This is a genomic window from Streptomyces sp. NPDC056580, from assembly GCF_042793175.1.
In the GTDB taxonomy this organism is placed as follows: Bacteria; Actinomycetota; Actinomycetes; order Streptomycetales; family Streptomycetaceae; genus Streptomyces.
Window position 1 is genome coordinate 404790 of record NZ_JBHTVE010000002.1, and the last position, 25777, is coordinate 430566.

General features: G+C 74.2%; 27 protein-coding genes, 1 other RNA gene and 1 pseudogene. 11 read left to right on the forward strand and 18 right to left on the reverse strand.

What is annotated here, in order from left to right; all coding sequences use genetic code 11:
* Window positions 1–71: 71 nt before the first annotated feature.
* The 6 genes from ACFQ9Z_RS05545 to ACFQ9Z_RS05570 all read right to left on the reverse strand — a co-directional run bounded on the left by ACFQ9Z_RS05545 (window position 72) and on the right by ACFQ9Z_RS05570 (window position 6998).
* Window positions 72–881, reverse strand: coding sequence for a hypothetical protein (locus ACFQ9Z_RS05545; RefSeq protein ID WP_383011079.1), 810 nt, complete (start codon window positions 879–881; stop codon window positions 72–74).
* A gap of 161 nt (window positions 882–1042) precedes the next feature.
* A complete protein-coding gene (locus tag ACFQ9Z_RS05550; protein ID WP_383011082.1) occupies window positions 1043–2002 on the reverse strand; it encodes an N-acetylmuramoyl-L-alanine amidase in 960 nt (319 codons plus the stop codon).
* A gap of 90 nt (window positions 2003–2092) precedes the next feature.
* Entirely contained in the window at window positions 2093–2743 is a 651-nt protein-coding gene (locus ACFQ9Z_RS05555; protein WP_143631765.1) for a class I SAM-dependent methyltransferase, read from the reverse strand.
* Window positions 2744–2990: 247 nt separating this feature from the next.
* Window positions 2991–4733 carry an MFS transporter gene (locus ACFQ9Z_RS05560; RefSeq protein ID WP_383011087.1) on the reverse strand — a complete coding sequence of 581 codons (1743 nt, stop codon included), beginning with the start codon at window positions 4731–4733 and terminating at the stop codon, window positions 2991–2993.
* A 168-nt stretch (window positions 4734–4901) separates the two neighbouring features.
* Entirely contained in the window at window positions 4902–5540 is a 639-nt protein-coding gene (locus ACFQ9Z_RS05565; protein WP_383011090.1) for a response regulator, read from the reverse strand.
* A gap of 156 nt (window positions 5541–5696) precedes the next feature.
* Entirely contained in the window at window positions 5697–6998 is a 1302-nt protein-coding gene (locus ACFQ9Z_RS05570; protein WP_383011093.1) for a histidine kinase, read from the reverse strand.
* Between the two features lie 243 nt (window positions 6999–7241).
* Between ACFQ9Z_RS05570 and ACFQ9Z_RS05575 the strand changes: the two genes are divergently transcribed.
* Window positions 7242–8099: a MaoC/PaaZ C-terminal domain-containing protein gene (locus ACFQ9Z_RS05575; RefSeq protein ID WP_383011096.1), complete on the forward strand. Its 858-nt coding sequence runs from the start codon at window positions 7242–7244 to the stop codon at window positions 8097–8099.
* A 79-nt stretch (window positions 8100–8178) separates the two neighbouring features.
* Here ACFQ9Z_RS05575 and ACFQ9Z_RS05580 read toward each other — a convergent pair whose 3' ends face one another.
* Complete coding sequence (locus ACFQ9Z_RS05580; RefSeq protein WP_383011099.1) at window positions 8179–8337, reverse strand: hypothetical protein; 159 nt, start codon at window positions 8335–8337, stop codon at window positions 8179–8181.
* Window positions 8338–8431: 94 nt separating this feature from the next.
* Window positions 8432–9640: a hypothetical protein gene (locus tag ACFQ9Z_RS05585; RefSeq protein ID WP_383011102.1), complete on the reverse strand. Its 1209-nt coding sequence runs from the start codon at window positions 9638–9640 to the stop codon at window positions 8432–8434.
* Window positions 9641–9826: 186 nt separating this feature from the next.
* Here ACFQ9Z_RS05585 and ACFQ9Z_RS05590 point away from each other — a divergent pair, with 186 nt between their 5' ends.
* From ACFQ9Z_RS05590 to ACFQ9Z_RS05600, 3 genes are read left to right on the forward strand one after another with little or no spacing between them, the layout of a single operon-like run.
* Window positions 9827–10735 (forward strand): Nif3-like dinuclear metal center hexameric protein, encoded by a 909-nt coding sequence (locus tag ACFQ9Z_RS05590; RefSeq protein ID WP_383011106.1) that lies wholly within the window; start codon window positions 9827–9829, stop codon window positions 10733–10735.
* Complete coding sequence (locus ACFQ9Z_RS05595; protein WP_383011827.1) at window positions 10732–11475, forward strand: zinc ribbon domain-containing protein; 744 nt, start codon at window positions 10732–10734, stop codon at window positions 11473–11475. Before ACFQ9Z_RS05590 ends, ACFQ9Z_RS05595 begins: the two co-directional genes overlap by 4 nt.
* A gap of 12 nt (window positions 11476–11487) precedes the next feature.
* A complete protein-coding gene (locus tag ACFQ9Z_RS05600; protein ID WP_383011109.1) occupies window positions 11488–12813 on the forward strand; it encodes a bifunctional RNase H/acid phosphatase in 1326 nt (441 codons plus the stop codon).
* Between the two features lie 36 nt (window positions 12814–12849).
* Here the strand turns inward: ACFQ9Z_RS05600 and ACFQ9Z_RS05605 are convergent, their stop codons facing one another.
* Both ACFQ9Z_RS05605 and yaaA read right to left on the reverse strand, forming a co-directional pair.
* Window positions 12850–13539 (reverse strand): bifunctional 4-hydroxy-2-oxoglutarate aldolase/2-dehydro-3-deoxy-phosphogluconate aldolase, encoded by a 690-nt coding sequence (locus ACFQ9Z_RS05605; RefSeq protein ID WP_383011112.1) that lies wholly within the window; start codon window positions 13537–13539, stop codon window positions 12850–12852.
* A gap of 85 nt (window positions 13540–13624) precedes the next feature.
* Window positions 13625–14407: a peroxide stress protein YaaA gene (yaaA, locus tag ACFQ9Z_RS05610; RefSeq protein WP_383011115.1), complete on the reverse strand. Its 783-nt coding sequence runs from the start codon at window positions 14405–14407 to the stop codon at window positions 13625–13627.
* A 274-nt stretch (window positions 14408–14681) separates the two neighbouring features.
* On the opposite strand from yaaA, the gene ACFQ9Z_RS05615 reads away from it, so the two are divergent.
* Together ACFQ9Z_RS05615 and rnpB are read left to right on the forward strand one after the other, a co-directional pair.
* Window positions 14682–15260 carry a Uma2 family endonuclease gene (locus ACFQ9Z_RS05615; RefSeq protein ID WP_383011830.1) on the forward strand — a complete coding sequence of 193 codons (579 nt, stop codon included), beginning with the start codon at window positions 14682–14684 and terminating at the stop codon, window positions 15258–15260.
* A 54-nt stretch (window positions 15261–15314) separates the two neighbouring features.
* Window positions 15315–15719: RNase P RNA component class A (gene rnpB, locus ACFQ9Z_RS05620), an RNA gene on the forward strand.
* 265 nt (window positions 15720–15984) lie between these two features.
* On the opposite strand, the gene ACFQ9Z_RS05625 is transcribed toward rnpB, so the two are convergent.
* Genes ACFQ9Z_RS05625 through ACFQ9Z_RS05635 form a run of 3 tightly spaced genes read right to left on the reverse strand, consistent with a single transcriptional unit; the run spans window position 15985 to window position 17335 of the window.
* On the reverse strand, window positions 15985–16545 hold the full coding sequence (locus ACFQ9Z_RS05625; protein ID WP_383011833.1) for an erythromycin esterase family protein: 561 nt from the start codon (window positions 16543–16545) through the stop codon (window positions 15985–15987).
* Window positions 16546–16554: 9 nt separating this feature from the next.
* Window positions 16555–16806 carry a hypothetical protein gene (locus tag ACFQ9Z_RS05630; protein ID WP_383011118.1) on the reverse strand — a complete coding sequence of 84 codons (252 nt, stop codon included), beginning with the start codon at window positions 16804–16806 and terminating at the stop codon, window positions 16555–16557.
* A gap of 1 nt (window position 16807) precedes the next feature.
* Complete coding sequence (locus tag ACFQ9Z_RS05635; protein ID WP_383011121.1) at window positions 16808–17335, reverse strand: DUF2795 domain-containing protein; 528 nt, start codon at window positions 17333–17335, stop codon at window positions 16808–16810.
* 165 nt (window positions 17336–17500) lie between these two features.
* Between ACFQ9Z_RS05635 and ACFQ9Z_RS05640 the strand changes: the two genes are divergently transcribed.
* Window positions 17501–17713 carry a hypothetical protein gene (locus ACFQ9Z_RS05640; protein ID WP_383011124.1) on the forward strand — a complete coding sequence of 71 codons (213 nt, stop codon included), beginning with the start codon at window positions 17501–17503 and terminating at the stop codon, window positions 17711–17713.
* A gap of 306 nt (window positions 17714–18019) precedes the next feature.
* Here ACFQ9Z_RS05640 and ACFQ9Z_RS05645 read toward each other — a convergent pair whose 3' ends face one another.
* A complete protein-coding gene (locus ACFQ9Z_RS05645) occupies window positions 18020–18376 on the reverse strand; it encodes a MazG-like family protein (protein ID WP_383011127.1) in 357 nt (118 codons plus the stop codon).
* Between the two features lie 77 nt (window positions 18377–18453).
* The gene (locus ACFQ9Z_RS05650) at window positions 18454–18999 is read right to left on the reverse strand and encodes a DoxX family protein (protein ID WP_383011130.1); all 546 of its coding nucleotides are present in this window, start codon (window positions 18997–18999) and stop codon (window positions 18454–18456) included.
* Between the two features lie 127 nt (window positions 19000–19126).
* On the opposite strand from ACFQ9Z_RS05650, the gene ACFQ9Z_RS05655 reads away from it, so the two are divergent.
* The gene (locus tag ACFQ9Z_RS05655) at window positions 19127–19453 is read left to right on the forward strand and encodes a nuclear transport factor 2 family protein (protein WP_143631714.1); all 327 of its coding nucleotides are present in this window, start codon (window positions 19127–19129) and stop codon (window positions 19451–19453) included.
* Window positions 19454–19531: 78 nt separating this feature from the next.
* Here ACFQ9Z_RS05655 and ACFQ9Z_RS05660 read toward each other — a convergent pair.
* Window positions 19532–19755: pseudogene (locus ACFQ9Z_RS05660) on the reverse strand (ABC transporter permease); the annotation flags it as partial.
* A gap of 124 nt (window positions 19756–19879) precedes the next feature.
* Here ACFQ9Z_RS05660 and ACFQ9Z_RS05665 point away from each other — a divergent pair.
* On the forward strand, window positions 19880–21154 hold the full coding sequence (locus tag ACFQ9Z_RS05665) for a D-alanyl-D-alanine carboxypeptidase family protein (RefSeq protein WP_383011134.1): 1275 nt from the start codon (window positions 19880–19882) through the stop codon (window positions 21152–21154).
* A 245-nt stretch (window positions 21155–21399) separates the two neighbouring features.
* Here ACFQ9Z_RS05665 and ACFQ9Z_RS05670 read toward each other — a convergent pair whose 3' ends face one another.
* Both ACFQ9Z_RS05670 and ACFQ9Z_RS05675 read right to left on the reverse strand, forming a co-directional pair.
* A complete protein-coding gene (locus ACFQ9Z_RS05670; protein ID WP_383011137.1) occupies window positions 21400–22158 on the reverse strand; it encodes an SDR family oxidoreductase in 759 nt (252 codons plus the stop codon).
* Window positions 22159–22217: 59 nt separating this feature from the next.
* Entirely contained in the window at window positions 22218–23234 is a 1017-nt protein-coding gene (locus ACFQ9Z_RS05675) for a Gfo/Idh/MocA family protein (RefSeq protein WP_383011140.1), read from the reverse strand.
* Between the two features lie 86 nt (window positions 23235–23320).
* Between ACFQ9Z_RS05675 and ACFQ9Z_RS05680 the strand changes: the two genes are divergently transcribed.
* A complete protein-coding gene (locus ACFQ9Z_RS05680) occupies window positions 23321–24616 on the forward strand; it encodes a multidrug effflux MFS transporter (protein WP_383011144.1) in 1296 nt (431 codons plus the stop codon).
* Window positions 24568–25743 (forward strand): serine hydrolase domain-containing protein, encoded by a 1176-nt coding sequence (locus ACFQ9Z_RS05685; RefSeq protein ID WP_383011147.1) that lies wholly within the window; start codon window positions 24568–24570, stop codon window positions 25741–25743. Before ACFQ9Z_RS05680 ends, ACFQ9Z_RS05685 begins: the two co-directional genes overlap by 49 nt.
* The last annotated feature ends 34 nt before the right edge of the window (window positions 25744–25777 follow it).

Below are 25777 nucleotides of genomic sequence, written 5' to 3' on the forward strand. Positions count from 1 at the left end.
ACTCCGGAACAACGGCGACGGCCCCCCGCCCGGAGGGGCGAGGGGCCGTGCGCGGGGCTGCGGGCGGCGGCTCAGCCGCGCTGGATCCCCGAGGTGTCCTGCAGGACGCCGCGGCGGCCGTCCTGGGTCTGCGCGACCAGCGCGGCGCCGCGCTGCTCGACGGCGAGGTACCAGGTGCCGGGCGCGAGTTCGGCGATCGGGGTCGCGCTGCCGTCCTCGGCGAACAGCGGGCGGGTCGCCGGCACCGCGAACCAGAACGGCGAGAAGTCCCCGCCGGCCGGCTGCGGTGCCGCGGCGGCCGCTGCGGGGGCCTGGCCGTACGGCTGACCCGGCTGCGGCTGGGCGCCGTAGGGCTGACCCGGCTGCGGCTGGGCGCCGGGGTAGCCGTAACCACCGGGCGGCTGGGCGCCGTAGGGCTGCGGTGCGGCCGGCTTCGGGGCCGGGACCAGCGAGGCCTGAAGGGCCGGGACGAGGGGGGTGGCGACGGCCGCGGCGGCCAGCAGCAGGGCGCCGATGAGACCGAGGATGAGACCGGCGCCCGCGCCGACGTCGAGGCTGTCGAAGCTGTCGCTGAAGGAACCCAGCGGGTCGATGATGGTCCAGAACGCCGTCCACGCGGCGAAGACCGTCAGCGCGACGCCGACCTGACCGAGGTCGAGCCCGATGACCTTGCGGGGCTGCGGCAGCGCCCGGGCGACGACGACCAGGACCGCGCCGGCGATGCCGCCGACGTACATGCTCATCACCAGGCCGAGGTTGTCCCAGGCGTTCGGGGCGCCACTGCCGGACTTGTCGAACGTGTCGAGGAAGGACGCGATGAACAGCAACACCGCTGCTCCGATCACCACGCCGTCGCCTCGAGTGAGGGAGCGGATATTCACTTCAGCTGGTCCTTCGTAGGTCGTCTCGTCGTCGGAAGAGGCGTCGCTGTCACCGAGTCGTCTCCGGGACCCGGTGCGAAGCGCAGGGGCGGCCCCTCATCGTAGGGACGACACTAGCGCCCGCACGATCACACTGTCCGCCCGGATGGACCAGCCGACCGCTACCCGCGCAGGAAACTCACGATTCCCTCGGAGATCCCCTGCGCCGCCTTCTGCCGCCAGGCGCCGCTGGTCAGCAACGCCGCGTCCTTGCTATCGCGCATGTTGCCGCACTCGATGAACACCTTGGGAACCGTTGACAGATTGAGACCGCCGAGGTCCTTCCGCGTGACGAGACCGGTGCCGTCGCCGACGTAGTTGGACGGCGGCTCCCCGGTGCTGCGCAGGTACCGGCCCGCGATGCGCGTGCCCAGGTCCTTCGAAGGGCCGGCGATGGCGCGGGTGTCGGCGCCGCCCGCGTGCACCGGCGCGGGGAGGATGACGTGGAAACCGCGGTTGCCCTGAGCCGAGCCGTCGGCGTGGATGGAGACGGCCGCGTCCGCGCGCGCGGTGTTGCCGATGCGGGCGCGCTCGTCGACGCACGGGCCCCAGGGCGGGGAGTCGCCGTCGTGCGTCAGCCTCACCGTGGCGCCCTGCCGCTCCAGCAGGGTCCGCAGCCGGTGGGCCACGTCCAGCGTGAACCGGGCCTCCGCGTAACCGGAGTTGGTGGAGGTGCCGGTGGTGTCGCACTCCTTGCGGTTGGTGCCGATGTCCACCTGGCGGTTGATCTCGGCAGGGTGCCGGTAGTTGCCGGGGTTGTGACCCGGGTCGATCACGACGACCTTGCCCTTGAGCGCGCCGGAGACGGCGGGGGCCGAACTGCCCGCCGGGCCGGGGTCCTTGGGGTCGGGGGCGGAGCCGCCGCCCCCCGCGGGCGCGGCCGGCGGCGCGGAAGCGCGCGCGGAGGAGGCGGCCGGCGAGGCGGGACCCGCGCCGCCGGACCCGCCCGGACCGCCCGCCGTCTCGTACACGAGCCAGCCGAGCAGCGCGCCGGGCACCAGGGCGGCGAGCGCGACGGTCAGGGGTCCGCGCCGGGGCCGGCGCGGACGCGGGGGATCGAAGTCCGGTCCTACGTACGACACGCATGCCACCCTAGGGCCTGCCGCGAACGTCCCGCCCGCCGGGCGGCGCGGGGGGCCGCACCGGGCCCCCGCGCCGGAACCGGAAGGGGGTCAGAGGCCCGGGCCGGTCCGGCGCAGCACGCGCAGCGAGCCGGTGACCGACGTCTCGGTGAACGCGCCGGACTCCAGGGCCCGCAGGTAGACCCGGTACGGGGCCTGGCCGGTGAACTCGTCCTCGGGGTGCGGGAAGACGTCGTGGATGACGAGGAACCCGCCCTCGGCGACGTGCGGCGCCCAGCCCTCGTAGTCCGCGCCGGCGTGCTCGTCGGTGTGGCCGCCGTCGACGAAGACCAGGCCGAGCGGGGAGTTCCAGATCGCGGCGATCTGCGGGGAACGGCCGACCAGGGCGACCACGTGCTCCTCCAGACCCGCCCGGTGCAGGGTGCGGCGGAAGGTGGGGAGGGTGTCCATCAGGCCGATCTCGGGGTCGACCGTCTCCGGGTCGTGGTAGTCCCAACCCGGCTGCTGCTCCTCGCTGCCCCGGTGGTGGTCGACGGTCAGCGCGGTGACGCCGGCCTCGCGGGCCGCGTCCGCGAGCAGGACGGTGGAGCGCCCGCAGTAGGTGCCGACCTCCAGCAGCGGCAGCCCCAGCCGCCCGGCCTCGGCCGCGGCCGCGTACAGCGCCAGCCCCTCGTCCGCGGGCATGAACCCCTTCGCCGCCTCGAACGCGGCCAGGATCTCGGGCTTGGGTGCCGCGGGCATGGGTGTTCCTCTCGGTCGTACGTGAATCGGTGGTGCTCGGCCGGTCCGTGCTCGTCCCGGCCGTTCCCGGTTCGGCCGTTCCCGGTCCGGTCGTGCGCTGTCCGGGCGGTGCCCGGTCGCACCCGGCCGGGCGGGGCCTGTGGGCGCCCCATGCTGCCGCACCCCCTGCCGCGCGGCGACAGGGGGTGGGTATGGCGTGCCTCTCAACCGCCCGGCACCCGGCCGACGGCCGGGCCGGGCGTCCGGGTCAGGTGCCGGGCGTCCCGCCCGGCAGGGGCAGGTCCAGGTCGACCGGACGGTCGTCGCCGGCGTGCGTGGCGGCGGAGGCCAGCGGCCCGTGCCCGGTGGCCCTGGCGGCCAGCACGTACGGCCCCTCGGCCGGGACCGAGAGGGCGTAGGAGCCGTCCTCCCCGGAGAGCGTGGCGCCCGCCTGGCGGCCCCGGCGGTCGATCAGGGTCACCTTGGCGCGGGCGACCGGGGTGCCGTCGGCGCCCAACACCCGGCCGCGGAAGCCGCGCAGGACCTCCTCGGCGTGCCGGATGCCGGCCTCCTCCTCGCTGCTGGCCCGCAGCTGGGTGTGCTGGGCCGGGCGGGGCGCCCTGGGCAGGAACAACGCGAGCAGCAGGCCCACCGCGACCGCGGCCGTGGCGATCAGGAACGAGACGTGGAAGCCGTGCATGGTGGGGACGGCCACGCCGCCCACGTCGTTCGCCGTGTTGGCCAGCACCATCCCGATGACGGCGCTGGAGACGGAGGTGCCGATGGACCGCATCAGCGTGTTGAGCCCGTTGGCCGCGCCGGTCTCCGAGGCCGGGACCGCGCCGATGATCAGCGCGGGCAGGGAGGAGTAGGCGAGGCCGATGCCGGCGCCGAGCACGACGGAGGTGACGATCGTCTGCCAGGCGGCGTCCATCAGGCCGAGGCCGCCGCCGTAGCCGGCGCCGATGATCAGCAGGCCGGTGATGAGGGTGGTCCGCGGGCCGTAGCGGGCGGACAGGCGGGCGTACACCGGCGCCGTGAACATCATCGTCAGGCCCAGCGGGGCCACGCACAGACCCGCGACCACCATGGACCGGCCGAGGCCGTAGCCGGTGGCGCTGGGGAGCTGGAGCAACTGGGGCAGGACCAGCGAGACGACGTAGAAGCTGACGCCGACCATGATCGACGCCAGGTTGGTGAGCAGCACCTCGCGGCGGGCGGTGGTGCGCAGGTCGACCAGCGGCGCCGGCACGCGCAGCTCGTACAGGCCCCACAGGAGGAACACGGCGACCGAGGCGCCGAACAGGCCGAGCGTCGTGCCGGAGGACCAGCCCCAGTCGCTGCCCTTGGTGACGGGCAGCAGGAGCAGCACCAGGCCGGCGGAGAGGCCGAGCGCGCCGAGCAGGTCGAAGGAGCCCTTGGCGCGCATCGGGGACTCGGGCACGGCGAACAGGGTGAGGGCGATGGCGAGCGCGCCGAGTCCCGCCGCGCCGTAGAACAGGGCGTGCCAGTCGGTGTGCTGGGCGACCACGGCGGCCGCGGGCAGGGCGAGGCCGCCGCCGACGCCGATGGAGGAACTCATCAGGGCCATGGCCGAGCCGAGCCGCTCACGCGGCAGCATGTCCCGCATCAGGCCGATGCCCAGCGGGATGGCGCCCATGGCGAAGCCCTGCAGGGTACGGCCGACGATCATGGTGAGCAGGGTGCTGGTGAGGGCGCTGACCAGGGCGCCGGCCACCATCACGGCGAGGCTGAGGACCAGCATGCGCCGCTTGCCGTACAGGTCGCCGAGCCGGCCCATGATCGGGGTGGCCACGGCGCCGGACAGCAGGGTCGAGGTGAGCACCCAGGTGGCGTTGCTGGGAGCGGTCGCCAGCAGTTGCGGCAGATCCTTGATGACCGGCACCAGCAGGGTCTGCATCACCGCGACCACGATGCCCGCGAAGGCGAGCACCGGGACCACGGCCCCGCCCGCCCCCCGGCGGGGCTGGTCGGTCGTCGTGTGCGTCATTGAGTTCGGCCTCCCGGGTGACATCAGTGCCGGGTAAACCTCGTATGCACGGGCAACTATTCCGTTGCTTCGAGCCTCTAACGAATCTTTGACCCGCACATGGGTTTCTGACGCCCCGTCAGCGAGCAGTCGGATCGCCGGGTTGCGGGCCGGTGTTCCGGCCGTGGCTCACAGCCACCCCTGCTGCCGGGCCTCCCGCACCGCCTCCGCGCGGTTGCGGGTGCCGGTCTTGCCGATGGCGGCGGACAGGTAGTTGCGGACGGTGGACTCGGACAGGTGGAGCCGGCCGGCGATGTCGGCCACCGTCGCCCCGTCCACCGACGCCGTCAGCACCTCGCGCTCGCGTGCCGTCAGCGGGTTCGGCCCGGCGCTGAGGGCGGCCGCGGCCAGTGCCGGATCGACCACGGTCTCCCCTGCGAGCACCCGCCTGATGGCGGCGGCCAGTTCCTCCACCGGTCCGTCCTTGACGAGGAAGCCGGCCGCCCCGGCCTCCATGGCCCGGCGCAGATAGCCGGGCCGGCCGAAGGTGGTCAGGATCAGCACCCGGCACCCGGGTGCCCGCTCGCGCAGCGCGGCCGCCGCGTCCAGGCCACTGATGCCGGGCAGTTCGATGTCCAGCAGCGCCACGTCCGGCCGGTGCGCCAGGGCGGCGTCCACGATCGCGTCGCCGGTCGACACCTGGGCGACCACCTCGATGTCGTCCTCCATGCCGAGCAGCAGGGCGAGGGCCCCGCGCATCATGCCCTGGTCCTCGGCGAGCAGGACTCGGATGTCGTTCACGGGCCCAGGGTAGCCAGGGCCGCCCATTCGGGACCCGGAGTTCCCCGCTGCCGCAGGGGTTGACGGCCCTCGGCGATACGCGGTACCTGCGCCACTACGACCACGCGGTCTGCATCGCGAGCGACGGCGGTTCCAACGCCTGGGACAGCGCCACCGCGTGGAGTGACGACGTGAGCTGGGCGGTCAGCTCTCCCTGGGCGCCGTAGCCGCGCCCACGGCAGCCGCCCGGGCCGGTTCCACCGGCAGTTCGGCGGTGACCGAGAATCCGCCGCGCGGCGACGGGCCGGCCGTGAGGGAGCCGCCCGCCGCCGCGAGGCGCTCGGTCAGCCCCGTCAGACCGGTGCCGCCGATGCCCTCGGCGGGGCGCGTGAGGGTCCCGCCGGAGCCGGAGCCGGAGCCGGAGCCGGAGCCGGAGCCGGAGCCGGAGCCGGTGCCGTTGTCGGCGACGGTGAGCCGCACCCGCTCGGCGGCGCCCTCGATGGTGATCTCGCAGCTGGTGGCGTCGCTGTGCCGGACGACGTTGGTGACCGCCTCACGCACCACCCAGCCGAGCAGCGCCTCGGTGGCCGGGGTGAGCGGCGTCCCGGACCGGCGTACCACCGGTGTCACGCTCGCCGCGGACAGCGCCGACCGGGCCCGGGCCAGCTCGGTTCCGAGGCTGCCCTCGCGGTAGCCGGTCACCGCCTCCCGGATCTCGGTGAGGGCCTGCCGGCCCACCGACTCGATGTCGCCGATCTGGGTGAGGGCCGCGTCCATGTCGCGCGGGGCCAGCCGCCGGGCCGCCTCGGACTTCACCACGATCACCGACAGGGTGTGGCCGAGCAGGTCGTGCAGATCGCGGGAGAACCGCAGCCGCTCCTTCTCCACCGCCTGCGTGGCCAGTTCCTCCCGGGCGGCGCGCAACTCCCGCACCGCCTCGGACAGACCGAGGATCGCGGCGGTCACCATGCTGGACAGGAAGGTCGCGTAGGCGATGCTCGTGGCGTCGGACCAGCCGCCGCGCAGGGCGGAGACGGCGCCCGCGTACAGCGTGAGGAGCAGGCCGGCACGGCCCAGCCACGGACCGCGCAGGGTGGCGCCGGTGGCGAGCCCGAGCAGCGGGAAGAACATCAGCCAGCTTCCGCCGTACCCCAGTCCCAGGGCCGTCGTCAGCAGCCCCATCAGCAGCAGCGCCACCCGGGTGGACGGCGCCCGGCGCCGGTCGCGGTCGAAGGAGCGGAAGGTGACGTAGATGTACAGGGAGTTGAAGGCCAGCAGGCCCAGGCCGCCGATCCACGGGTTCGGGGTCTCGCCCTGGAGCAGGTTGGAGAAGGACCCCATGCCCATCAGCAGCCAGGGCAGCAGCGAGAAGCCGGTGGGCGGCGGGCCCGGGTGGTCCACGGCCGGATCCCCGCCGTTCCGCCGCGCCGTCCGACGGCGCTTCACCCCGGCCCGCACCTCGCACGGTTCCCGCAGACGGCCTCTCGCCCGTGCCCACCACGACATGTCCCTCGCCCCCCGGTCCGACGGCCACCGCCCCGTGGCGGCGGTACGACGGCCAGCGTACGAACCGGGCGCCCGCTCCCGGCAGGTCCGCGTGTACGGACTCCGGCAGGACGAATGTCACGGGTGTGGCTCCCGGCGCCGCACCGCGGACCTTCACAACCCGTGGGCGCCCGGCTATACAGAGGGCGCCGGACTGCAGCGCGTTCCAGTCCGGCCCGCAGGCCCCAGGTCAGGAGTTCCCCTTTGCCGATCGACGCAGCCAAGGTGCTCGCCGCCGAGCCCCGCTCGGGTGAGATCGCCTGGACCGCGAAGGACGTCCAGCTCTACCACCTGGGGATCGGCGCCGGCGTGCCCGCCACCGACCCCGGAGAGCTGCGCTACACCCTGGAGTCCCGGCTGCACGTCCTGCCCAGCTTCGCCACCGTCGCGGGCGGCGGACCGCCGGGAGTGATCAGCGGCCTGTCCACGCCGGGCGTCGAGGTCGACCTGGCCCGCGTCCTGCACGGCGGCCAGTCGCTCACGGTGCACCGCCCCGTCCCCGTGCGGGGCGCCGCCACCGCCACCTCCCGCGTCACCGGCCTCCACGACAAGGGCACGGCGGCCGTCCTGGTGCTGCGCACCGACGTCGCCGACGCCGACGGCCCGCTGTGGACCAGCGAGGCCGGCATCTTCCTGCGCGGTGAGGGCGGCTGGGGCGGCGACCGCGGCCCCGCCGCCCGCCCCGACCCGCCCCAGGGCGAGCCCGACCGGACCGTGGACCGGCCGACCCGCGAGGACCAGGCCCTCCTGTACCGCCTCTCAGGCGACTGGAACCCCCTGCACGCCGACCCGGAGTTCGCCAGGGCCGCCGGGTTCGAACGGCCCGTCCTGCACGGACTGTGCACCTACGGCATGACGCTCAAGGCGGTCGTCGACACGCTGCTCGGCGGCGACGCGGGCCGGGTCCGCTCGTACGCCACCCGGTTCGCGGGAGTGGTCCACCCGGGGGAGACCCTGCGGATCCGCATGTGGCGGGGAGAGGGCGCCGTCCGGGTGGCCGTGACCGCCGCCGACCGGGACGATGCCCCCGTCCTCGCCGACACCGTGGTCGAACACTCCTGAGAGACGCAGGGAACACTCCTGAGAGACGAAGGAGGGGCTCCCAGTCCGACGACGGGCAGCCCCTCCTCACGAACTGCCGTCAGGCAGCCGCCTCGGCGGTCTGCTCGGCCGGCTTGCGGTGACGCCCGCGCGGAGCCGTCTCACCGTCCTGGGCCGCGACCGGGCCCCGATGCCGGCCGTGGCCGTCCGCGTCCTGAGAGTCGGCAGACAGCGGCTGAGTCGTGCTGGTGTCGCTCATCGGAAGAATTCACCCCGTCAACATGATCTTTTACAGCCGGGCGAGTGTAACCAACCCACCACCGGCCGGATCCAGGCGGGCACGCCGACCGGCACTACTTTGTTACAAGTCGTCCGAGCGGGGCCTCCCGCAGCGGAACCGGACGGACCGTCACCGGCTCCCCGGGACCCGCCGCCGACGTCCCGCCGGGCGCCTCGGGCGCCCCGGCGGACGTGCCGTCCCGGGCCGGCTCCCCCGGTCCCGCCGCCCCCGCGCCCCCCGGCTCCCCGCGGGGCGGCGTCAGCTCCGCCACGCCGCACGGGACCTCTCCCGTGGCGTACGGCAGCCGCAGCACCCCGTCCCGCGTCCACAGCCCGCACCCGGTCAACCATCCCTGCGGCGCGGGGAGATGACGTACCCGCCGCTCGGCCGGCCGCCAGGTGCCGACCCAGCCGCCGGCCGGCCCCACGACGCGCAGCGCGACCGCGCAGTTCTCCGGCATCAGCACCTGCCCCGGCTGGATCGCGAACGGCGTCACCGAGCAGCCCGCGACGCGCAGGCTCTTCGGGAAGCGCACCGGCAGCGTGCTGCCCAGCACCCCCCAGCCCAACCGTTCCCGCCCCGGGGAGGGCGCGTCCGAGGAGATCAGCAGCAGCCCGCTGTCCGGGTCGGCCAGCAGCAGCCGGTCGTCGCTGTCCTCCGCGATCTGCAGCAGGGGGGACACCTCGCCGCCGCGCCCCAGGTCCACCACCACCGTCTTGGTGCGCCCGGCCAGCTCCCGGTCCAGCGCGAGCAGCCGCCCGGCCCCGTCCAGCCACACCCCGCCCGAGCAGCGCCCCTCGACCTCGGCCAGCCGCTCGGGCCCGGACGCGCCGCCCGCCACCAGCCACACCGCCGTGGCCCGCGGACCGACGGCCAGGGCGTACGCCCGCGCACCGCCCGGCGCCGGGGGCAGCAGCGTGAGCCGGGTGCCGGGCTCCGGGCACTCCACCGTCCCCAGCGGCAGCTCGCCGGTGCCGGGTCCGGTCGGGTAGAGCAGGCAGAAGGTGTGCCCGTGCTCCTCCGCCGGCCGGTGGATCAGCACCCGCCCGTCGCCCATCGGCTGCACCTGGGCGCCGGGCTCCTCCGGCCGGTGGCCGGGCAGCGGCACCGCGTACGGCTCCGGGCCGTCCAGCGTCCAGCGCTCCGGGAACCAGGAGTCACCGTCCGGCGCGAGCCGGGCGGCGTAGGCGCCGTCCGCCGTGATGGCGCAGCCCGTCCCCGGCGCACCGTCGCCCTCGCCGGACCGGTCGGTCGAAGGGGGTTCGATCGCACAGGCCGTCATCGTTCGGTCACCTCCGGCGACGAAGCTAGTTTTCGCACGCACAGGCGGGGGCCGGTGGACGGCGGCTTCACACATACGGGTGGCGCAGAAGCGATTCAGCTGAGGGCACCGCGGCCCCTGTGCTGAGCGGTCCGGCCGGGGCGGACGCGGTACGCCCGCGCGAAACAGCCAGGTAGCCTTTTCCCCGTGCCCCGTCTGTCTGAAGTCATCGCCGCGCTGGAGAACCTGTGGCCCGCCGAGCGGGCCGAGTCCTGGGACGCGGTCGGCACGGTGGTGGGCGACCCCGACCAGGAGGTCACCCGGGTCCTGTTCGCCGTCGACCCCGTGCGGGAGATCGTCGACGAGGCCGTCGAGCTCGGCGCCGACCTGCTGGTCACCCACCACCCGCTCTACCTGCGCGGGACGACCACGGTCGCGGCGTCCACCTTCAAGGGTCGCGTCGTGCACACGCTGATCAAGAACGACATCGCGCTGCACGTGGCCCACACCAACGCCGACACCGCCGACCCGGGCGTCTCCGACGCGCTGGCCGGCGCCCTCGACCTGCGGGTCGTGCGCCCCCTCGTGCCGGACCCGACCGACCCGGCGGGCTGCCGGGGCCTGGGCCGGGTCTGCGAACTCGACCACCCGCTCACCGTGCGCGAACTGGCCGCCAGGGTCGCCGAGCGGCTGCCGGCCACCGCGCAGGGCGTCCGGGTGGCCGGCGACCCCGAGGCCGTCGTCCGCACCGTCGCCGTCAGCGGCGGCTCCGGCGACAGCCTCTTCGACCAGGTCCGCGCGGCCGGCGTCGACGCCTTCCTCACCGCCGACCTGCGCCACCACCCGGCCTCGGAGGCCGTGGCCCACAGTCCTCTCGCGCTGCTCGACGCGGCGCACTGGGCCACCGAGTGGCCCTGGTGCGAGCTGGCCGCCGCCCAGCTCGACGAGATCTCCGACCGTCACGGCTGGGGCCTGCGGGTCCACGTCTCCAGGACGGTCACCGACCCCTGGACCGCCCACGCGGCGTCCACCGGCACCGCCCACCCGTCGCCCACCACCACCCTTCCAACGAGCGCTTCGCGCGCCCCTTCCGATTCCACGGGAGCCCCCAACTGAACGCCGCGCCCGCCGACCAGATCCGACTCCTCGACGTCCAGGCCCTCGACGTCCGCCTGCAGCAGCTCGCGCACAAACGGAAGTCTCTGCCCGAGCACGCCGAGATCGAGTCGCTGAACAAGGACCTCACGCAGCTCCGCGACCTGCTGGTGGCCGCGCAGACCGAGGAGAGCGACACCGCCCGCGAGCAGACCAAGGCCGAGCAGGACGTGGACCAGGTGCGCCAGCGCGCCGCCCGCGACCAGCAGCGCCTGGACTCCGGCGCGGTCACCTCGCCCAAGGACCTGTCCAACCTCCAGCACGAGATCGCCTCCCTCGCCAAGCGGCAGGGCGACCTGGAGGACGTCGTCCTGGAGGTCATGGAGCGCCGCGAGTCCGCGCAGGAGCGGGTCGCGGAGCTGACCGAGCGGGTCGGCTCCGTCCAGGGGAGGATCGACGACGCGACCAGCCGCCGGGACGCCGCGCTCGAGGAGATCGACGGCGAGGCCGCCTCCGTCACCAAGGAGCGCGAGGTGGTCGCCGGCTCCGTCCCCGCCGACCTGCTCAAGCTGTACGACAAGCTGCGCGGTCAGCAGGGCGGCATCGGCGCGGCCAAGCTGTACGCCCGCACCTGCCAGGGCTGCCGGCAGGAGCTGGCGATCACCGAACTGAACGAGATCCGCGCCGCGGCGCCGGACACGGTGGTCCGCTGCGAGAACTGCGGCCGGATCCTGGTGCGCACCTCCGAGTCGGGTCTGTAGGGAGCCGGCGCGGTGCGGGAGTTCATCGTCGAGGCGGACGGCGGTTCACGGGGCAACCCGGGGCCCGCGGGCTACGGCGCCGTGGTGAGCGACGCGGCGACGGGGGAGACCCTGGCCGAGGCGGCCGAGTACCTCGGCGTCGTCACGAACAACGTCGCCGAGTACCGGGGCCTGCTGGCCGGGCTGCGCACCGCGCACGCCCTCGACCCCACCGCCCGGGTGCACGTCCGGATGGACTCCAAGCTGGTCGTCGAGCAGATGTCGGGCCGCTGGAAGATCAAACACCCCGACATGAAGCCCCTGGCGGCCGAGGCGAACCGCGTCTTCCCGCCCGGCCAGGTCACCTACGAGTGGATTCCCCGCGCCCGGAACACCCACGCCGACCGCCTCGCCAACGAGGCCATGGACGCGGGCGCACGGGGCGAACAGTGGTCGGCGAGCGGCGACGACGTCGAGGCCGAGGCGGTTCGCGAGGCGGCGGTTCCGGCGCGGACACCGGGGTCCGCGGCCGGTGATTCCGCCGCCGCGGCCGCCGGCGCGACGGAGGCCGGCACCGCCGTGGCCGCGGGCGGCAGTGCCGCTGCCGGGGCGGCACGGGGGGACGCGGCGGCGCCCGCGGGCGAGGGGCGCCCCGCCGCCCCCGGCGAGCGGCGCCCCGCCGGCAGCGCCGAGCGGTCGCGGACACGGGGCTGGAGCACCGCCCCCGACCTCGGCGCCCCCGCCACCCTCGTCCTCCTGCGCCACGGCGAAACCCCCCTCACCCCCCAGAAGCGCTTCTCCGGCAGCGGCGGCACCGACCCCTCCCTCTCCGACGCGGGCAGGGAGCAGGCCCGGCGGGCCGCCGCCGCGCTGGCGCGGCGCGGCACCGTCCAGGCCGTCATCGCCTCGCCCCTCGCCCGCACCCAGGAGACCGCCCGCATAGTCGCCGCCCGCCTCGGCCTGGACGTGACGGTCGACGAGGGGCTCAGGGAGACGGACTTCGGCGCCTGGGAGGGCCTCACCTTCGGCGAGGTCCGCGAGCGCCACCCGGACGACCTGAACGCCTGGCTCGCCGACCCGGAGGCCCACCCCACCGGCGGCGGCGAGAGCTTCGCGGAGACCGCCACCCGGATCGCGGCCACCCGGGACAAGCTGGTCGCGGCGCACGCGGGCCGCACGGTCCTGCTGGTCACCCACGTCACGCCGATCAAGACCCTGATCCGGCTCGCCCTGGACGCCCCGCCGAAAGCCCTGTTCCGCATGGAACTCTCCGCCGCCTCCCTGTCCGCGGTGGCGTACTACGCGGACGGCAACGCGAGCGTACGGCTGTTCAACGACACGTCCCACTTGCGTCCCTGAGCGCGGTCGGCCGAGCGCCGCCCGGTCGAGCCCTGTCTAGTCGAGCCCTGCCTGGCCGAGCCCCGCCCGGGAGCGCCCCGCGTCGCCGCCGAGCCCGGCCGCGCTTCGCGCGAGGTCCTCGATCCGCCCCCAGTCCCCGGCGGTCACCGCCTCCGCCGGGATCATCCAGCTCCCGCCCACGCAACCGACGTTGGGCAGGGACAGATACTCGGGCGCGGTCGCCGGACCGATCCCGCCCGTGGGGCAGAAGCGGGCCTGCGGCAGCGGCCCGGCCAGCGACCTGAGATATGCGGTGCCGCCCGCGGCCTGCGCCGGGAAGAACTTCATCTCCCGCACCCCCCGCTCCAGCAGCGCCACGACCTCGGACGTCGTGGACACCCCGGGCAGGAACGGCACCCCGGACCCGCGCATCGCCTCCAGCAGCGCGTCCGTCCACCCCGGACTCACCAGGAACCGCGCCCCGGCGGCCACGCAGTCGTCCACCTGCTCCGGCGTGAGGACCGTACCCGCCCCGACCACGGCGTCCGGCACCGCGTCCGCGATCGCCCGGATGGCGTCCAGCGCGGCGGGCGTCCGCAGTGTCACCTCGACGGCGGGCAGCCCCCCGGCCACCAGCGCGCGCGCCAGCGGGACGGCGTGGGACGCGTCCGACACCACCACGACCGGCATGACGGGCGCGTAGTCCAGCACGGAGGCAGCCGAAGCGGAGGGCAGCGGTGAGGTCATGCCCTCATCGTGCCCACGAGCGACACCCTCCGCAACGACCGTTGCGCATGATGCAACGACTGCGGTGGCCCTCAGCCGGCCGCGCTCAGTGGACCTCCTCCACCAGCACGTCCAGCGCCCACGGCCTGCCCGCCCTGCCCGGCTCCCCGGCCTCCACCACGTAGCCGAGGTCCCGCAGCGCCGCCACCAGCTCGGCGGGGTCCTTCGGCGCGGCACCGGCCGACAGCAGGCTCCGTACGATCCGGCCCTTCGTGGCCTTGTTGAAGTGGCTGACGACCTTCCGGGTCGGCGCGTGCAGCACCCTCACGGTCGCGGTCCGCCCGGCGACCTCGCCCTTGGGCTTCCAGGCCGCCGCGTAGGCGGCGGAACGCAGGTCCAGCACCAGGCCCTGGCCGGCCGCCTCGGGCAGCACCTCGGCCATCGGCGCCCGCCAGTGCCCGGCCAGCGCGCCGAGCCCGGGCAGCTTCACGCCCATCGAGCAGCGGTAGGAGGGGATGCGGTCCGTCACCCGCACCGCGCCCCACAGCCCGGAGAAGACCAGCAGCGAGCGCGCCGCCCGTTTCTTCGCGGCCGCGTCCAGCGAGGCGAGGTCCAGGGCGTCGTACAGCACGCCGGTGTAGATCTCCCCGGCCGGGCGGGCCCCGGCCGTGCGCAGCCCGGCGTTCTTCGCCACCTCGCCGCGCAGTCCCTCGCTGAGCCCGAGCACCTCGCGCGCCTTCTCCTCGTCGGCCGCGCACAGCTCGACCAGCTCCGCCAGCACCGCCTCCCGCGCCGGCGCCAGTCCCGGCAGGGACAGCGACTCCGGCTTCAGCGGGGCGGCACGGCCCGAGGACGCCTTTCCCTCCGAGGGCGGCAGCAGGACAAGCACGCGTACTCCTTCGATCGGTTCAGCGCCAGCGTACGGGGTGCCGCACACCCCCCATCGCCCCGCGCACACCACATGCCCGGCCGCGGGACCCGGGGGCCCGGCGGCCCCGGAGTCCGGACTTCGGGGCCGCTCTCACCAGGCTCGCCGGGCGTACGGCCCAGCGCCTGACGAGGGCGCCGCCCCTGTGCCACGATCGAGGGAACGGTTCCCGATCTCTCGGACAGGTGATCTTGGGATGTCCCAGTCTGGCGACCGGCCGAAGGCGGGGCGCGACATGACCGCCGTGGCACATGAGCCCACCACGCCGGCCGAGGGCCTGCTGGACGTCTTCCTGTCCCTCGACACCCCGGAGGGCTTCCGGGCCGAGCTGATCGGCGGGGAGATCGTCGTGACACCGCCGCCGGACGGGGACCACGAGAAGTACATCAGCCGGATCGTGCGGCAAGTGATCAAGCGGTCGCGGGTCGACATGGACTTCTCCGGGAACAAGGGGCTGCGGCTGAAGAGCGGGGGCGCGTGTCCCAGGAACCACGTCATCCCGGACGCCGCGTTCGGGGCCCTGAACCTCGATCTCTTCGGGGGTGCCGACTCCTGGACGCCCTGCGACGGCATCGCCATGGTCCTGGAGGTGACGTCCGGCAAGCCGGAGGCCGGCCGGGAGACCAAACGCCGGTGCTACGCCCGCGCGGGCATCCCGGCGTACCTGCTCGTCGACCGCGAGACCGGCATGGTGACGCTGTTCAGCGAGCCGGAGAAGGAGGACTACCTGCGGCTGGTCCGGCGCTCCTTCGGCGATCCGTTGTCGCTGCCCGAGCCGTTCGCCTTCGAGCTCGACACCACGGACCTCGTCTGACCGGCGGCGGAAACGGTCGCCCCGTGCGCCCGGTACCATGGTCGGCACGGCAGACGAGCCGGGCGGACGGCCGCGTGAAGTTCCCGCGAGGGGCTTCCCGAGGAACGTCCGGGCTCCACAGGGCAGGGTGGTGGCTAACGGCCACCCGGGGTGACCCGCGGGACAGTGCCACAGAAAGCAGACCGCCGGGGGCTCCGGCCCTCGGTAAGGGTGAAACGGTGGTGTAAGAGACCACCAGTGCCCAGGGTGACCTGGGCAGCTAGGTAAACCCCACCCGGAGCAAGGTCAAAAGGAGCGCCGTGAAAAGCGCTCTGCGCGGACGTTCGAGGGCTGCCCGCCCGAGTCCGCGGGTAGACCGCACGAGGCCGGTGGCAACACCGGCCCTAGATGGATGGCCGTCGCCCCGGGGCCCGCGAGGACCCCGGGGAACAGAACCCGGCGTACAGCCCGACTCGTCTGCCGCCACCTGCGGCTTCACCTCGGAAAGGGCCTTTGACCTGCGTCGGAGGCCCTCTCCGGTCTTTCGAGGGCTTGCCGTGTCAGGCCGCGAAAAGTCCCTCGGAAGTCCCTCGGGCACCGCTGAAAGTCCCTGAAAAGCCCCTGGCGCACAGGTGCGGAGGGCGCCTACGACCTGGGGGCATGACCTCAACACACCGATGACGACCCCGTGCCCTGCTCGCCGTGATCCCGGGAGCCGCGCATCGGGCGCCAAGCTCCTGGAACGCTACCGCGGCGATCCCGATGTGATCGCGCTGGGCCTGCCGCGCGGCGGTGTTCCGGTGGCGTACGAGGTCGCCACGGCCCTGGGTGCCCCACTCGGAAGCGCGTCGATCCGGAGGCGGCGAAGCGGGCCCGCGAGCGCTACGCCTGCTTCGATCACTACAACACCGACGGCGACGCCCAGGCCTGGGGGTTCGAGGCCGCCTTCGGAGCGGGTGAGACCTGGGAGCGGCAGGTCGTGGACCAACCTGTCAACGAGTGCCGGGCGCACCGCCTTGCGCATGACCGGTCCTCCCCAGTCGTCCGCGGCTGTCACCGTGCCGGTGTAGGTGGTGAAGCCCAGCAGGCAGCAGTCATCAGGGTGCGCCTGCCGCACCAACTGGCCGACGTTGAGCTCGCCGCGGAGCGCGGCTTCCGTGCCCCGGGCCTCCCCGAGGTGGGAGTTGTGCTCCCACACGACGATCCTGGCGGGGCTGCTCCGCTGGTGGCTGTCGAACCCCTGGAGCGCACGGCCGAGTGGCGGGAAGGCGAGGTCCCCGAGACCTACCCGTTCGCCGTATGACAGCCGCCGCCCTCACGAGGCGCCGGAGCCGCCCGCCCCGTGCCAGAGGCCCTGCACCCTGAACCACACTCCGGGACTGAACACGGACTCCACTGCCACCGGCAGTCCGACCGGCACCCGGACCACCCTCAGAGCTCCGCTGGGGTGCAGGTCGTAGGCGTAGCTGAGTTCGTCCACCACATCTTCGTAGGCGACGTCCCAGATGGTGCGGTCGGTGTATCCGTCGGGATTCCCAACCTCTGCGAGCTTGATGAAGACAGACATATCAAGACCATAGGCACGAGACCCGCGATCGCGCCCGCCGGGCACATGTCCGGTTCCCGGCGCTGTGCGTACCGCGAGGGCCGCCGCTTTCCTGACGACGCCCCAGGCGAGCCGTTGCCGGTGCCACGGTGACTCCCGACGCCCGATCGCCCTGTCGGCTGACACCCGCAGGCCGCGGGCTCCCCTCCGGTGAAAACGCCGCCGCCGTGTCCACCCGGCCGTGCGGGGCGGATCCGGACTGGCCGAGTTCGCCCCGGACCGGCGGCTTGGGGACGTCACGCAGGTGCTGCGACTGCCCGGGGCGGCCGCCGCGCCGGGCCTGCTCCGCGCGCTGCGCCGCGCTCAGGTCCAGGTCGGATGCCGGGTCGACGCGCATCGACCTGGCCACCTCATCCCGGTTGCCGTACTCGACCGGGGGAACGGCGCGAAGCGCCTTGACCACTTCCTCCGGCGCTCCGGAATCCTCGGCGGCCTGGACCAGCTCCCCTTTGCCCGCAGGGAAGTCGACGTCCTGCAGCGCGTCCAGCACCTCCCGTACGCTTGTGGAAGACATGCCTCCTCCTCGGCTGTTGTTCCGGGCCACTTCGCACCGGATCGTGCCACCCGTGGCGTTCCCGGCAGAACCGGCTGATGGGGACATCGAAGCATTCCGGGGAATCCTGTGCCCGGCACGGCGGAATCCAGGGGAGACCACATGCCCGGCAATATCGAACGTGCCGTCCTGCGCGCCGCGGTTCAGACCGCCGAGCAGATCCTGGCGAACGCCGCCGAGCAGGCCGAGCGGCAGTACCCGAAGGACCCGTACGCCCGGTGCGTCGCCGAGGTCGGGACGCTCACCGGTGCGTTGACGGCTCTGCTGGAGGCGGTGCGCCCCTTTACCGAGGAAGGCGAAGAGGACGGGCGGTGACCGGTGCTCCCGGCACCGGCCGCCAGGGTCGCGTCGGGAATTCGATCACGGGATCGAACGGGGCCGGACGAACGCCGTCGGATGCGAGTTCGAATCTCGCCTGCAGCTCTCACGTGCTGCGGTAGTTCAAAGGAAGAACACGACCGCATGATGTCTGATCCGTCCTCTTGAACGCCGCCGGCGTGCGCAATTGGGTGGCACCCCAAGGGGCCCGGGAGCTGGATACGACTCCCGGGCTCCGCCACGCCCCCGCTCCAGCGTGCGGGCCGGCGGGTGTGCGGGCCGTGCCGGTCCGAGACCGTCGGCTCACACCGGCGGTTCCAGCGGCCGCTCGCGTACCCGCGTCAGGTGGCGTTCGAAGACGCCCTGCGCGTCCGGTGTCAGGGTGCGCAGGGCGACCAGGGCGGTGATGGCCACGTCGCAGAGTTCCGACTGGACGTCGTCCCACGTGTGGGTGACGCCCTTGCGGGGGTTCTGGCCGGTCGTGCCGAGGACCGCCTCGGCGACCTCGCCGACCTCCTCGGAGAGTTTGAGGATGCGCAGCAGCACGCCCTCCGGGCCCGGGTGCCCGCTGGTGGCCTCCAGACGGGACCAGAGTTCGTCCACGGCGGGCCAGAGGGCGGGGGCGGTGCCGGCGGTGTTGGTGGTGTCCTGACGGGTCATGCCGCGCAGACTGCCATGCCGCCGCGCGGCGCCGCCCCGCTGTTCCGGGAACAGGGCCCCGACCGCTCGTAGGAGTCCTACTCCTCGAACAGGGTCTCCTGCTCGCCCTCCTTGCGCTGCCGCAGCCGCCGGTTCCGCGCGCCCACCACCACGGCCGTCGCCGCCGCCGTCACGCCCAGGGCCACCGGCACCATCCAGCCGCGGTCGAGGACGTGGCCGAAGGCGTGGTCGAGGGAGAGGCGGCCGGGGCCGGTGACGGCCAGGCCGGCCGCGGTCAGGCCCAGGGACGCCGCGTGCTCGTAACCGCCCTCCTGGGCGAAGAAGCCGTTGGGCATGTGCACCGCCGCCGCGCCGGCCATCGCGCCCGCCGCCGCGGCGCCCGCCGCCGGGGTCGCCAGGCCCAGCGCCAGCAGCGCGCCGCCGCCCGCCTCCGCCAGGCCGGCCGCCGTCGCGCTCGCCTTGCCCGGCGCGTAGCCGACGGACTCCATGAACTGGCCGGTGCCCTCGAGGCCGTGCCCGCCGAACCAGCCGAACAGCTTCTGCGCGCCGTGCGCGGCCAGTACCCCGCCGGTTCCCAGCCGGAGCAGCAGCAGGCCCACGTCGCGTCGGTCGTAACACGTCACGGTGACTCTCCATCAGCAGGCGACAGGTCCCCCTCCGCGTTCCCACCGTCGCATCCCTCACCCCGCCGGGCCCGTCCTGGATGGCGTTCGGGTGGCGGGTGCGGGGGGCCGGTGTGAGCCTGACGCCATGACCATTCAGCCGGCGAAGCTGCGCGATCCTGCCGTCCGGGCGTTCGTGCACGCCGTGAACGCCCACGACCGCGAGGGCTTCCTGTCGCTCCTCGCGCCCGACGCGACCATGGCGGACGACGGCTCGGACCGCGACCTCGCCGACTGGATCGACCGGGAGATCTTCTCCTCGCACGGCCACATGGAGGTCGACAACGAGTCCAACGGCGGCCACACCCTCCTCGCCCGCTACCGCAACGACACCTGGGGCGAGATGCGCACCAGGTGGACCTTCACCGTCGGGGACGACGGGCGGATCTCGCGGTTCGAGACCGGGCAGGCGTAGCCGGCGGCCGGCGCCGTCTCCGGGGCCCGTCCTCGTGTGCGCTTCAGCTTTCTGTCGTCAACGGGCATGACGGCAGAAGCCCCCTCTGCCCGCCCCGGGAGCCGAACGCGCCCCGGTGACCGTCATGTCGGTGCCGAGGCCGTACAGCGATTTCCGGACCTTGTCCTGAGCCTGCGTCATGCCGGCCGACACCGAGCTGACGGTGATGACCAGCGCGATACCGAGCGCCAGGCCCATCGCGATCACACCAGAGCGGCCTTCCTGCGGCGGCTCGGCCCGTGCTCGGGACAGATGCCGAACATCCCCTTCCCCAAGAGGCTTTCGGCGCCCGCTGCGGGCGCGGCCCCAAGCCGGGGAGGAACCTTGGAGGAGCCCTGGGTAAAGGATGTGCAAGGGCTGGGAAGACGGGTGACTCACCGCATTCTCATGGGACGGCAAATTCCGGTCGTCTCCCCGGCTCCCGCGGACAAACCCCTGTTCGACGCGGTGTACGGTCCCGGGGTGCGTGATAGTTCAAGGCTCAGCCGGCGTGCCGCCCTCGGGCTGACGGCCGCCGCCCTTCCCCTCTCCGTGGCCGCCCCGGCCGCCGCCGCCACCGTCGTGGGCGGTGAGCGGCTGGCGCGTGGCGGGGTCCAGGTGCGTGGCGCCTCGGGACTGCCCAGGAAGCTCGACGCCCGCGCGTGGCTCGTCGCCGACGGCGACAGCGGCGAGGTGCTCGCCTCGTTCAACGCGCACCGGCGCCTCGCCCCCGCGTCCACGCTGAAGATGCTCTTCGCGGACACCGTGCTGAAGAAGTTCGACCGCACCGAGCGGTACCGGGTCACCGACGAGGACCTGGCCGACGTCCCGGCCGGCTCCAGCCTGGTCGGCATCAAGCCCGGCATCACCTACACCGTCGAGCAGTTGTGGCAGGGCGTGTTCCTGCGCTCCGGCAACGACGCGGTGCACGTGCTGTCGCACATGAACGGCGGCATCGCGAAGACGGTCGCCGAGATGCAGGCCAAGGCGGCGGACCTGCAGGCCCTGGACACCCGGGTGGTCAGCCCGGACGGCTTCGACCACAAGGGCCAGCTCTCCTCCGCCTACGACCTCACGCTGTTCGCCCGGAACGGTCTGAAGGACGCCGACTTCCGGGGCTACTGCGGCACCAGGACCGCCGACTTCCCGGCGGGCGGCAAGAAGACCTTCCAGATCCAGAACACCGACCGCCTGCTCACCGGGGCGTGGGGCCTCGAGGTGTACGAGGGCCTGATCGGCGTGAAGAACGGTTACACCAGCCATGCCGGGAACACCTTCACCGGTGCGGCCACCCGGGGCGGCCGCACCCTGCTGGTCACCGTGATGCACCCGCACGTCGGCGGCAACGCGGTCTACGAGCAGACCGCCGCGCTGCTCGACTGGGGCTTCGGGCGCGGCGGTTCGGCGCAGGCGGTGGGCGCGCTGGTGGAACCGCTCAGTGCGGGCGGGGCGAGCGCGAGTCCGGCGCCCGGCACGGCCCGCAGGGCGGCGCAGGCCGCGGCGGGCGCTCCCGGCTCGGGGCCGGGGCACACCTCGTCGTGGCGGCTGCTGGAGGGCGCCGCCGGCTCGGCGGCCCTGCTGGGCGCGGGCGCCTGGGCGGTGCGCCGGCGGCTGACCCGGGGCAGGGCGGCCTCCGCGCAGGCGCGGCCGGAGAGCGGATCCGGCGGGCGCCGCCGGGTCTGAACCCCCTGCCGCCGGGGCCGTGGGACGAATCGCGGCAGCCGCTCCGCCGGCCGGTGCGCACCCCGCGGTCGCCCGCCAGGTCCACCCCCGAGCCGCGGCCGGTGGAACGGCTGCCGCCTCCCCCCTCGGTTTGGCTGCGGAACCCCAGCACCCCAAGTGTGAAGCTCCTGTGAAGGAGAGTTGAGCACAGGCGGCAGTAGGGCCGCAAGACCGCGGATGCCCGGACGCCGTTCGCGCGGCTCGCGTCAGCCGCGCCCGATGTAGGGCATCGCGGTCGCCAGCACCGTCGCGAACTGCACGTTCGCCTCCAGGGGCAGTTCGGCCATGTGCCGCACGGTGCGCGCCACGTCCGCCACGTCCATCACCGGCTCCGGGGCGGTACGCCCGTCGGCCTGGAGCGCGCCGGTCTGCATCCGGGCCGTCATGTCGGTGGCCGCGTTGCCGATGTCGAGCTGGCCAACGGCGATCCGGTACGGCCGTCCGTCCAGCGACAGCGACTTGGTCAGGCCGGTCAGCGCGTGCTTGGTCGCCGTGTAGGCGACCGACATCGGCCGGGGCGTGTGGGCGGAGACGGAGCCGTTGTTGATGATCCGGCCGCCCTGCGGGTCCTGCTCCTTCATCCGCCGGTACGCCGCCTGAGCGCACAGGAAAGCCCCGTTGAGGTTGGTGTCCACCACGTGCCGCCAGGCCTCGTAGGGCAGGTCCTCGACGGGCACCCCGCCGGGCCCGAAGGTGCCCGCGTTGTTGAACAGCATGTCCACCCGCCCGAACCGCTCGACGGCGGCCGTGAACAGCGCCTCCACGTCCCCGGGCCGGGAGACGTCGGTGCGCACCGCGAGCCACGGGCCCTCGGGCGCCAGCGCGGCGGTCTCCTCCAGCGTCTCGGTGCGCCGGCCGGCCAGGACCACCGACCAGCCTGCGTGCAGCAGTTCCACGGCGACGGCCCGCCCGATGCCGGAACCGGCGCCGGTCACCACCGCGATCTTCGATTCCCTGTCAGTCATGGCTCCGCAGCGTAGGCGGCGGGTCCGCGATGCGGAATCGGTTGTCCGCCATACGGTTGCTAATGCGCGACCGCGGTCACCGCCTCCCCGGGGTACCGCACACCGATCCGCTCCCGGATCGCGTCCAGCGTGCGCATCACCGCGAGGCTGCCGTCCAGCGGCACCAGCGGCGACTCCCGCTCGCCCGCCCGCAGCGCCCGCATCACCTCGGCCGCCTCGTGCCGCAGGCTGGTGCGCGGCCCGTCGGCCGGGTCCGCGGTGAACTCCTCGCCGTCCCGGCCGTCCCGGTGCAGCACGAAGCGCTCGGGGTGGAAGAAGCCGCCGGGTACGTCGATCCGGCCCAGGGAGCCGGTGACCGACGCGGTGGTCCCGGTGCCGCCGACGATGGAGCAGTGCAGCGAGGCCAGCGCACCGCTCTCCCAGGAGAGCAGGGCGCCGGTCTGCAGGTCGACGCCCTCCGCCGAGAGCACCGCGCTCGCGGTGACGGAGTCCGGCTCACCGAGCAGCAGTTGCGCGAACGACACCGGATACACCCCGAGGTCCAACAGCGAGCCGCCGCCGAGCGCCGGGTCGCGCAGCCGGTGCGACGCCGGGAAAGGGCCCGCGATGCCGAAGTCGGCCTGCACCGTGCGGACCTCGCCGATCGCCCCGTCGTCCACCAGCGCCTTCAGCCGCCGTACCAGCGGGTTGCAGTACATCCACATCGCCTCCATCAGGAAGCGGTCGTGCTCCTTGGCCAGCGCCACCAGTTCCTCGGCTTCGCGGACGTTGACCGTGAACGCCTTCTCGCACAGCACGTTCCGCCCGGCCGTCAGGCACAGCCCGGCGGCGGCCCGGTGCGCCGAGTGCGGGGTGGCGACGTACACGACGTCGACGTCCGGGTCCGCGGCCAGCGACTCCCAGTCGCCGTAGGCCCGGGTCACCCCGAACCGCTCGGCGAACGCCTCCGCCGACTCCGGCCGGCGCGAGGCCACGGCGACGATCTCCGCGTCCGGCAGGTCCACGAGATCCGCGGCGAAGGCCGCCGCGATGCCGCCCGTCGCCAGGATCCCCCACCGCACGCTCCGCTGCCCCATCCCGCCCCGCCCTCGCTCATGTGTACCTCGGCAGTGTGTACGAGCTGAGAGCATAGGTGCCGGAACTGTGCGAGAGGGAGGGACACATGCGCGAGGACGCGGCGGCACCGACACCCCAGAGGGCGCACCCGTCCGCCGCCATGCGGCCCGCGGACGGCCCCGCCCGGCCCGCCGGCCCGCTCCTCGTCCTCCTCCTGGGCGGCCTCACCGCCACCACCCCGCTGGCGATGGACATGTACCTCCCCTCGCTGCCGGAGGTCACCCGCACCCTGCACGCCCCCGCCGCCACCGTCCAGCTCACCCTCACCGCCTGCCTGGCCGGCATGGCCCTCGGACAGCTCGTCGTGGGGCCGATGAGCGACCGCTGGGGACGCCGCCGGCCGCTGCTGACCGGCCTCGCCGTGTACCTCGTCGCCACCGCGCTGTGCGCGTTGGCGCCCGACGTCGAGACCCTGGTGGCGCTGCGGCTGGCGCAGGGCCTCGCCGGCTCGGCCGGGATCGTCATCGCCCGGGCCGTCGTGCGCGACCTGTACGACGGCCTGGCCATGGCCCGCTTCTTCTCCAGCCTGATGCTGGTCTCCGGCGTCGCCCCGATCGTGGCGCCGCTGATCGGCGGCCAGATCCTGCGGGTGACGGACTGGCGGGGCGTGTTCGTCGTCCTCACCGTCGCCGGCGCCGCGCTCACCGCCCTGGTCTGGGCGCGGCTGCCGGAGACTCTGCCACCCGCCCGCCGGCACCTGGGCGGGGTGGGGGAGGCGCTGCGCGCGATGCGCGGCCTGCTCGCCGACGCGCCGTTCAGCGGCTACCTGCTGGCCGGCGGCTTCGCCTTCGCCTCGCTGTTCGCCTACGTGAGCGCCTCGCCGTTCGTCGTCCAGGAGATCTACGGCGCCTCCCCGCAGACCTTCAGCCTGCTCTTCGGCCTCAACTCGGTCGGGCTGATGATCACCGGCCAGGTCAACGGCAAGCTGCTGGTCGGCCGGGTGGCGCTGGAGAAGGTGCTCGCGACCGGCCTGGCCGTGACCGTGCTCGCGGCGGCCGCCCTGCTGCTGATGTCCGCCGGGGCCTTCGGCGAGGTCGGCCTGGTCCCGGTCGCCGCCGCGCTCTTCGTGCTCATGTCGGCGATGGGTGTCACCCTGCCCAACGCCCAGTCCCTCGCCCTGCTGCGCACCCGGCACGCCGCCGGCTCCGCCTCCGCGCTGCTCGGCACCTCCTCCTTCCTGATCGGCGCGGTCGCCTCCCCGCTGGTCGGCGTCGCCGGGGAGCACACCGCCGTGCCCATGGCGCTCGTCCAACTGGCCGGTGCGTTGGTCGCGGTGGCCTGTTTCGTGGGACTGTGCCGTCCCTGGAGGCCGTCCACGGGGCCGGAGGGAGAGCGGAACTGAGCACGCCGCGACTGCGCTCCGGCGCACCCGAACGAGCCGGGCTCGACCCCACGGAACTCGGGCACCTGGCCGACGAGGTGCACGCCCTGACCGCCGGAGTGCGCCCCTGGGCGGCCGGCGCCGTCGTGCTGGCCGGACGCGGACCGGTGGTCGCCGTCGCCGAGGCCGCCGGCTGGGCCGTGCGCTACGCCCGCTACGACCCCGAGACCGGCGCCGGCGTCGAGCTGCCGCCCGCCGAACGGGTCCCGGCCGACGTCCGGACCCCCTTCGACCTGGCGTCCCTGACCAAGCTGTTCACGTCCGTCGCCGCCGTGCAGCAGATCGAGCGCGGCACCCTCGGCATGGACGCCCGGGTCGGCGCCTACCTGCCCGAGTTCACCGCCGCCGCCGAACACGGCATCACCGTGCGGCAGTTGCTCACCCACACCTCCGGGCTGCGCCCCGAGCTCCCGCTGTACGACCGCCCGGACGCCGCCGCCCGGCTGGCCATGCTGCGGGCGGAGGCGCCGGCCGCGGCGCCCGGCACCTACCTCTACTCGGACCTCAACATGATCCTGCTCGCGTTCGTGCTGGAGCGGATCACCGGCCGGACCCTGGACGTGCTGATCGAGGACGGCATCACCCGGCCGCTCGGGATGACGGCGACCGGCTTCGGCCCGCGTCCCGGCGCGGCGGCCACCGAGGACCAGCGGCGGCCCTGGGCCAAGGCGGACCGGGGGATGCTGCGCGGCGAGGTGCACGACGAGAACGCCTGGGCGCTCGGCGGGGTGGCGGGCCACGCGGGCCTGTTCTCCACCGCCCCGGACCTCGCGGTCCTCTGCCGGGCCCTGCTGGCGGGCGGCGCCTACGGTCCCGCCCGCATCCTCGGCCCCGACTTCACGGAACTCCTGCTGACCCCGCCCGGCCTGGGCTTCGCCGTGGACCAGCCCTGGTTCATGGGCGAGCTGGCGGGCCGGGGCGCGGCGGGCCACACCGGGTTCACCGGGACCTCCCTGGTCCTGGACCCGGCCACGGACACCTTCCTGGTGCTGCTGGCCAACACGGTCCACCCCCGTCGGCGGCTGCCGGACAGCAGACCCAGGGCGGTCATGGCGACCCACCTGTCGAGAGCCGTCCGCGGGGCCTGAGCCCTCCCCGGGCGCCCGCCGCGGACCCGCCGTC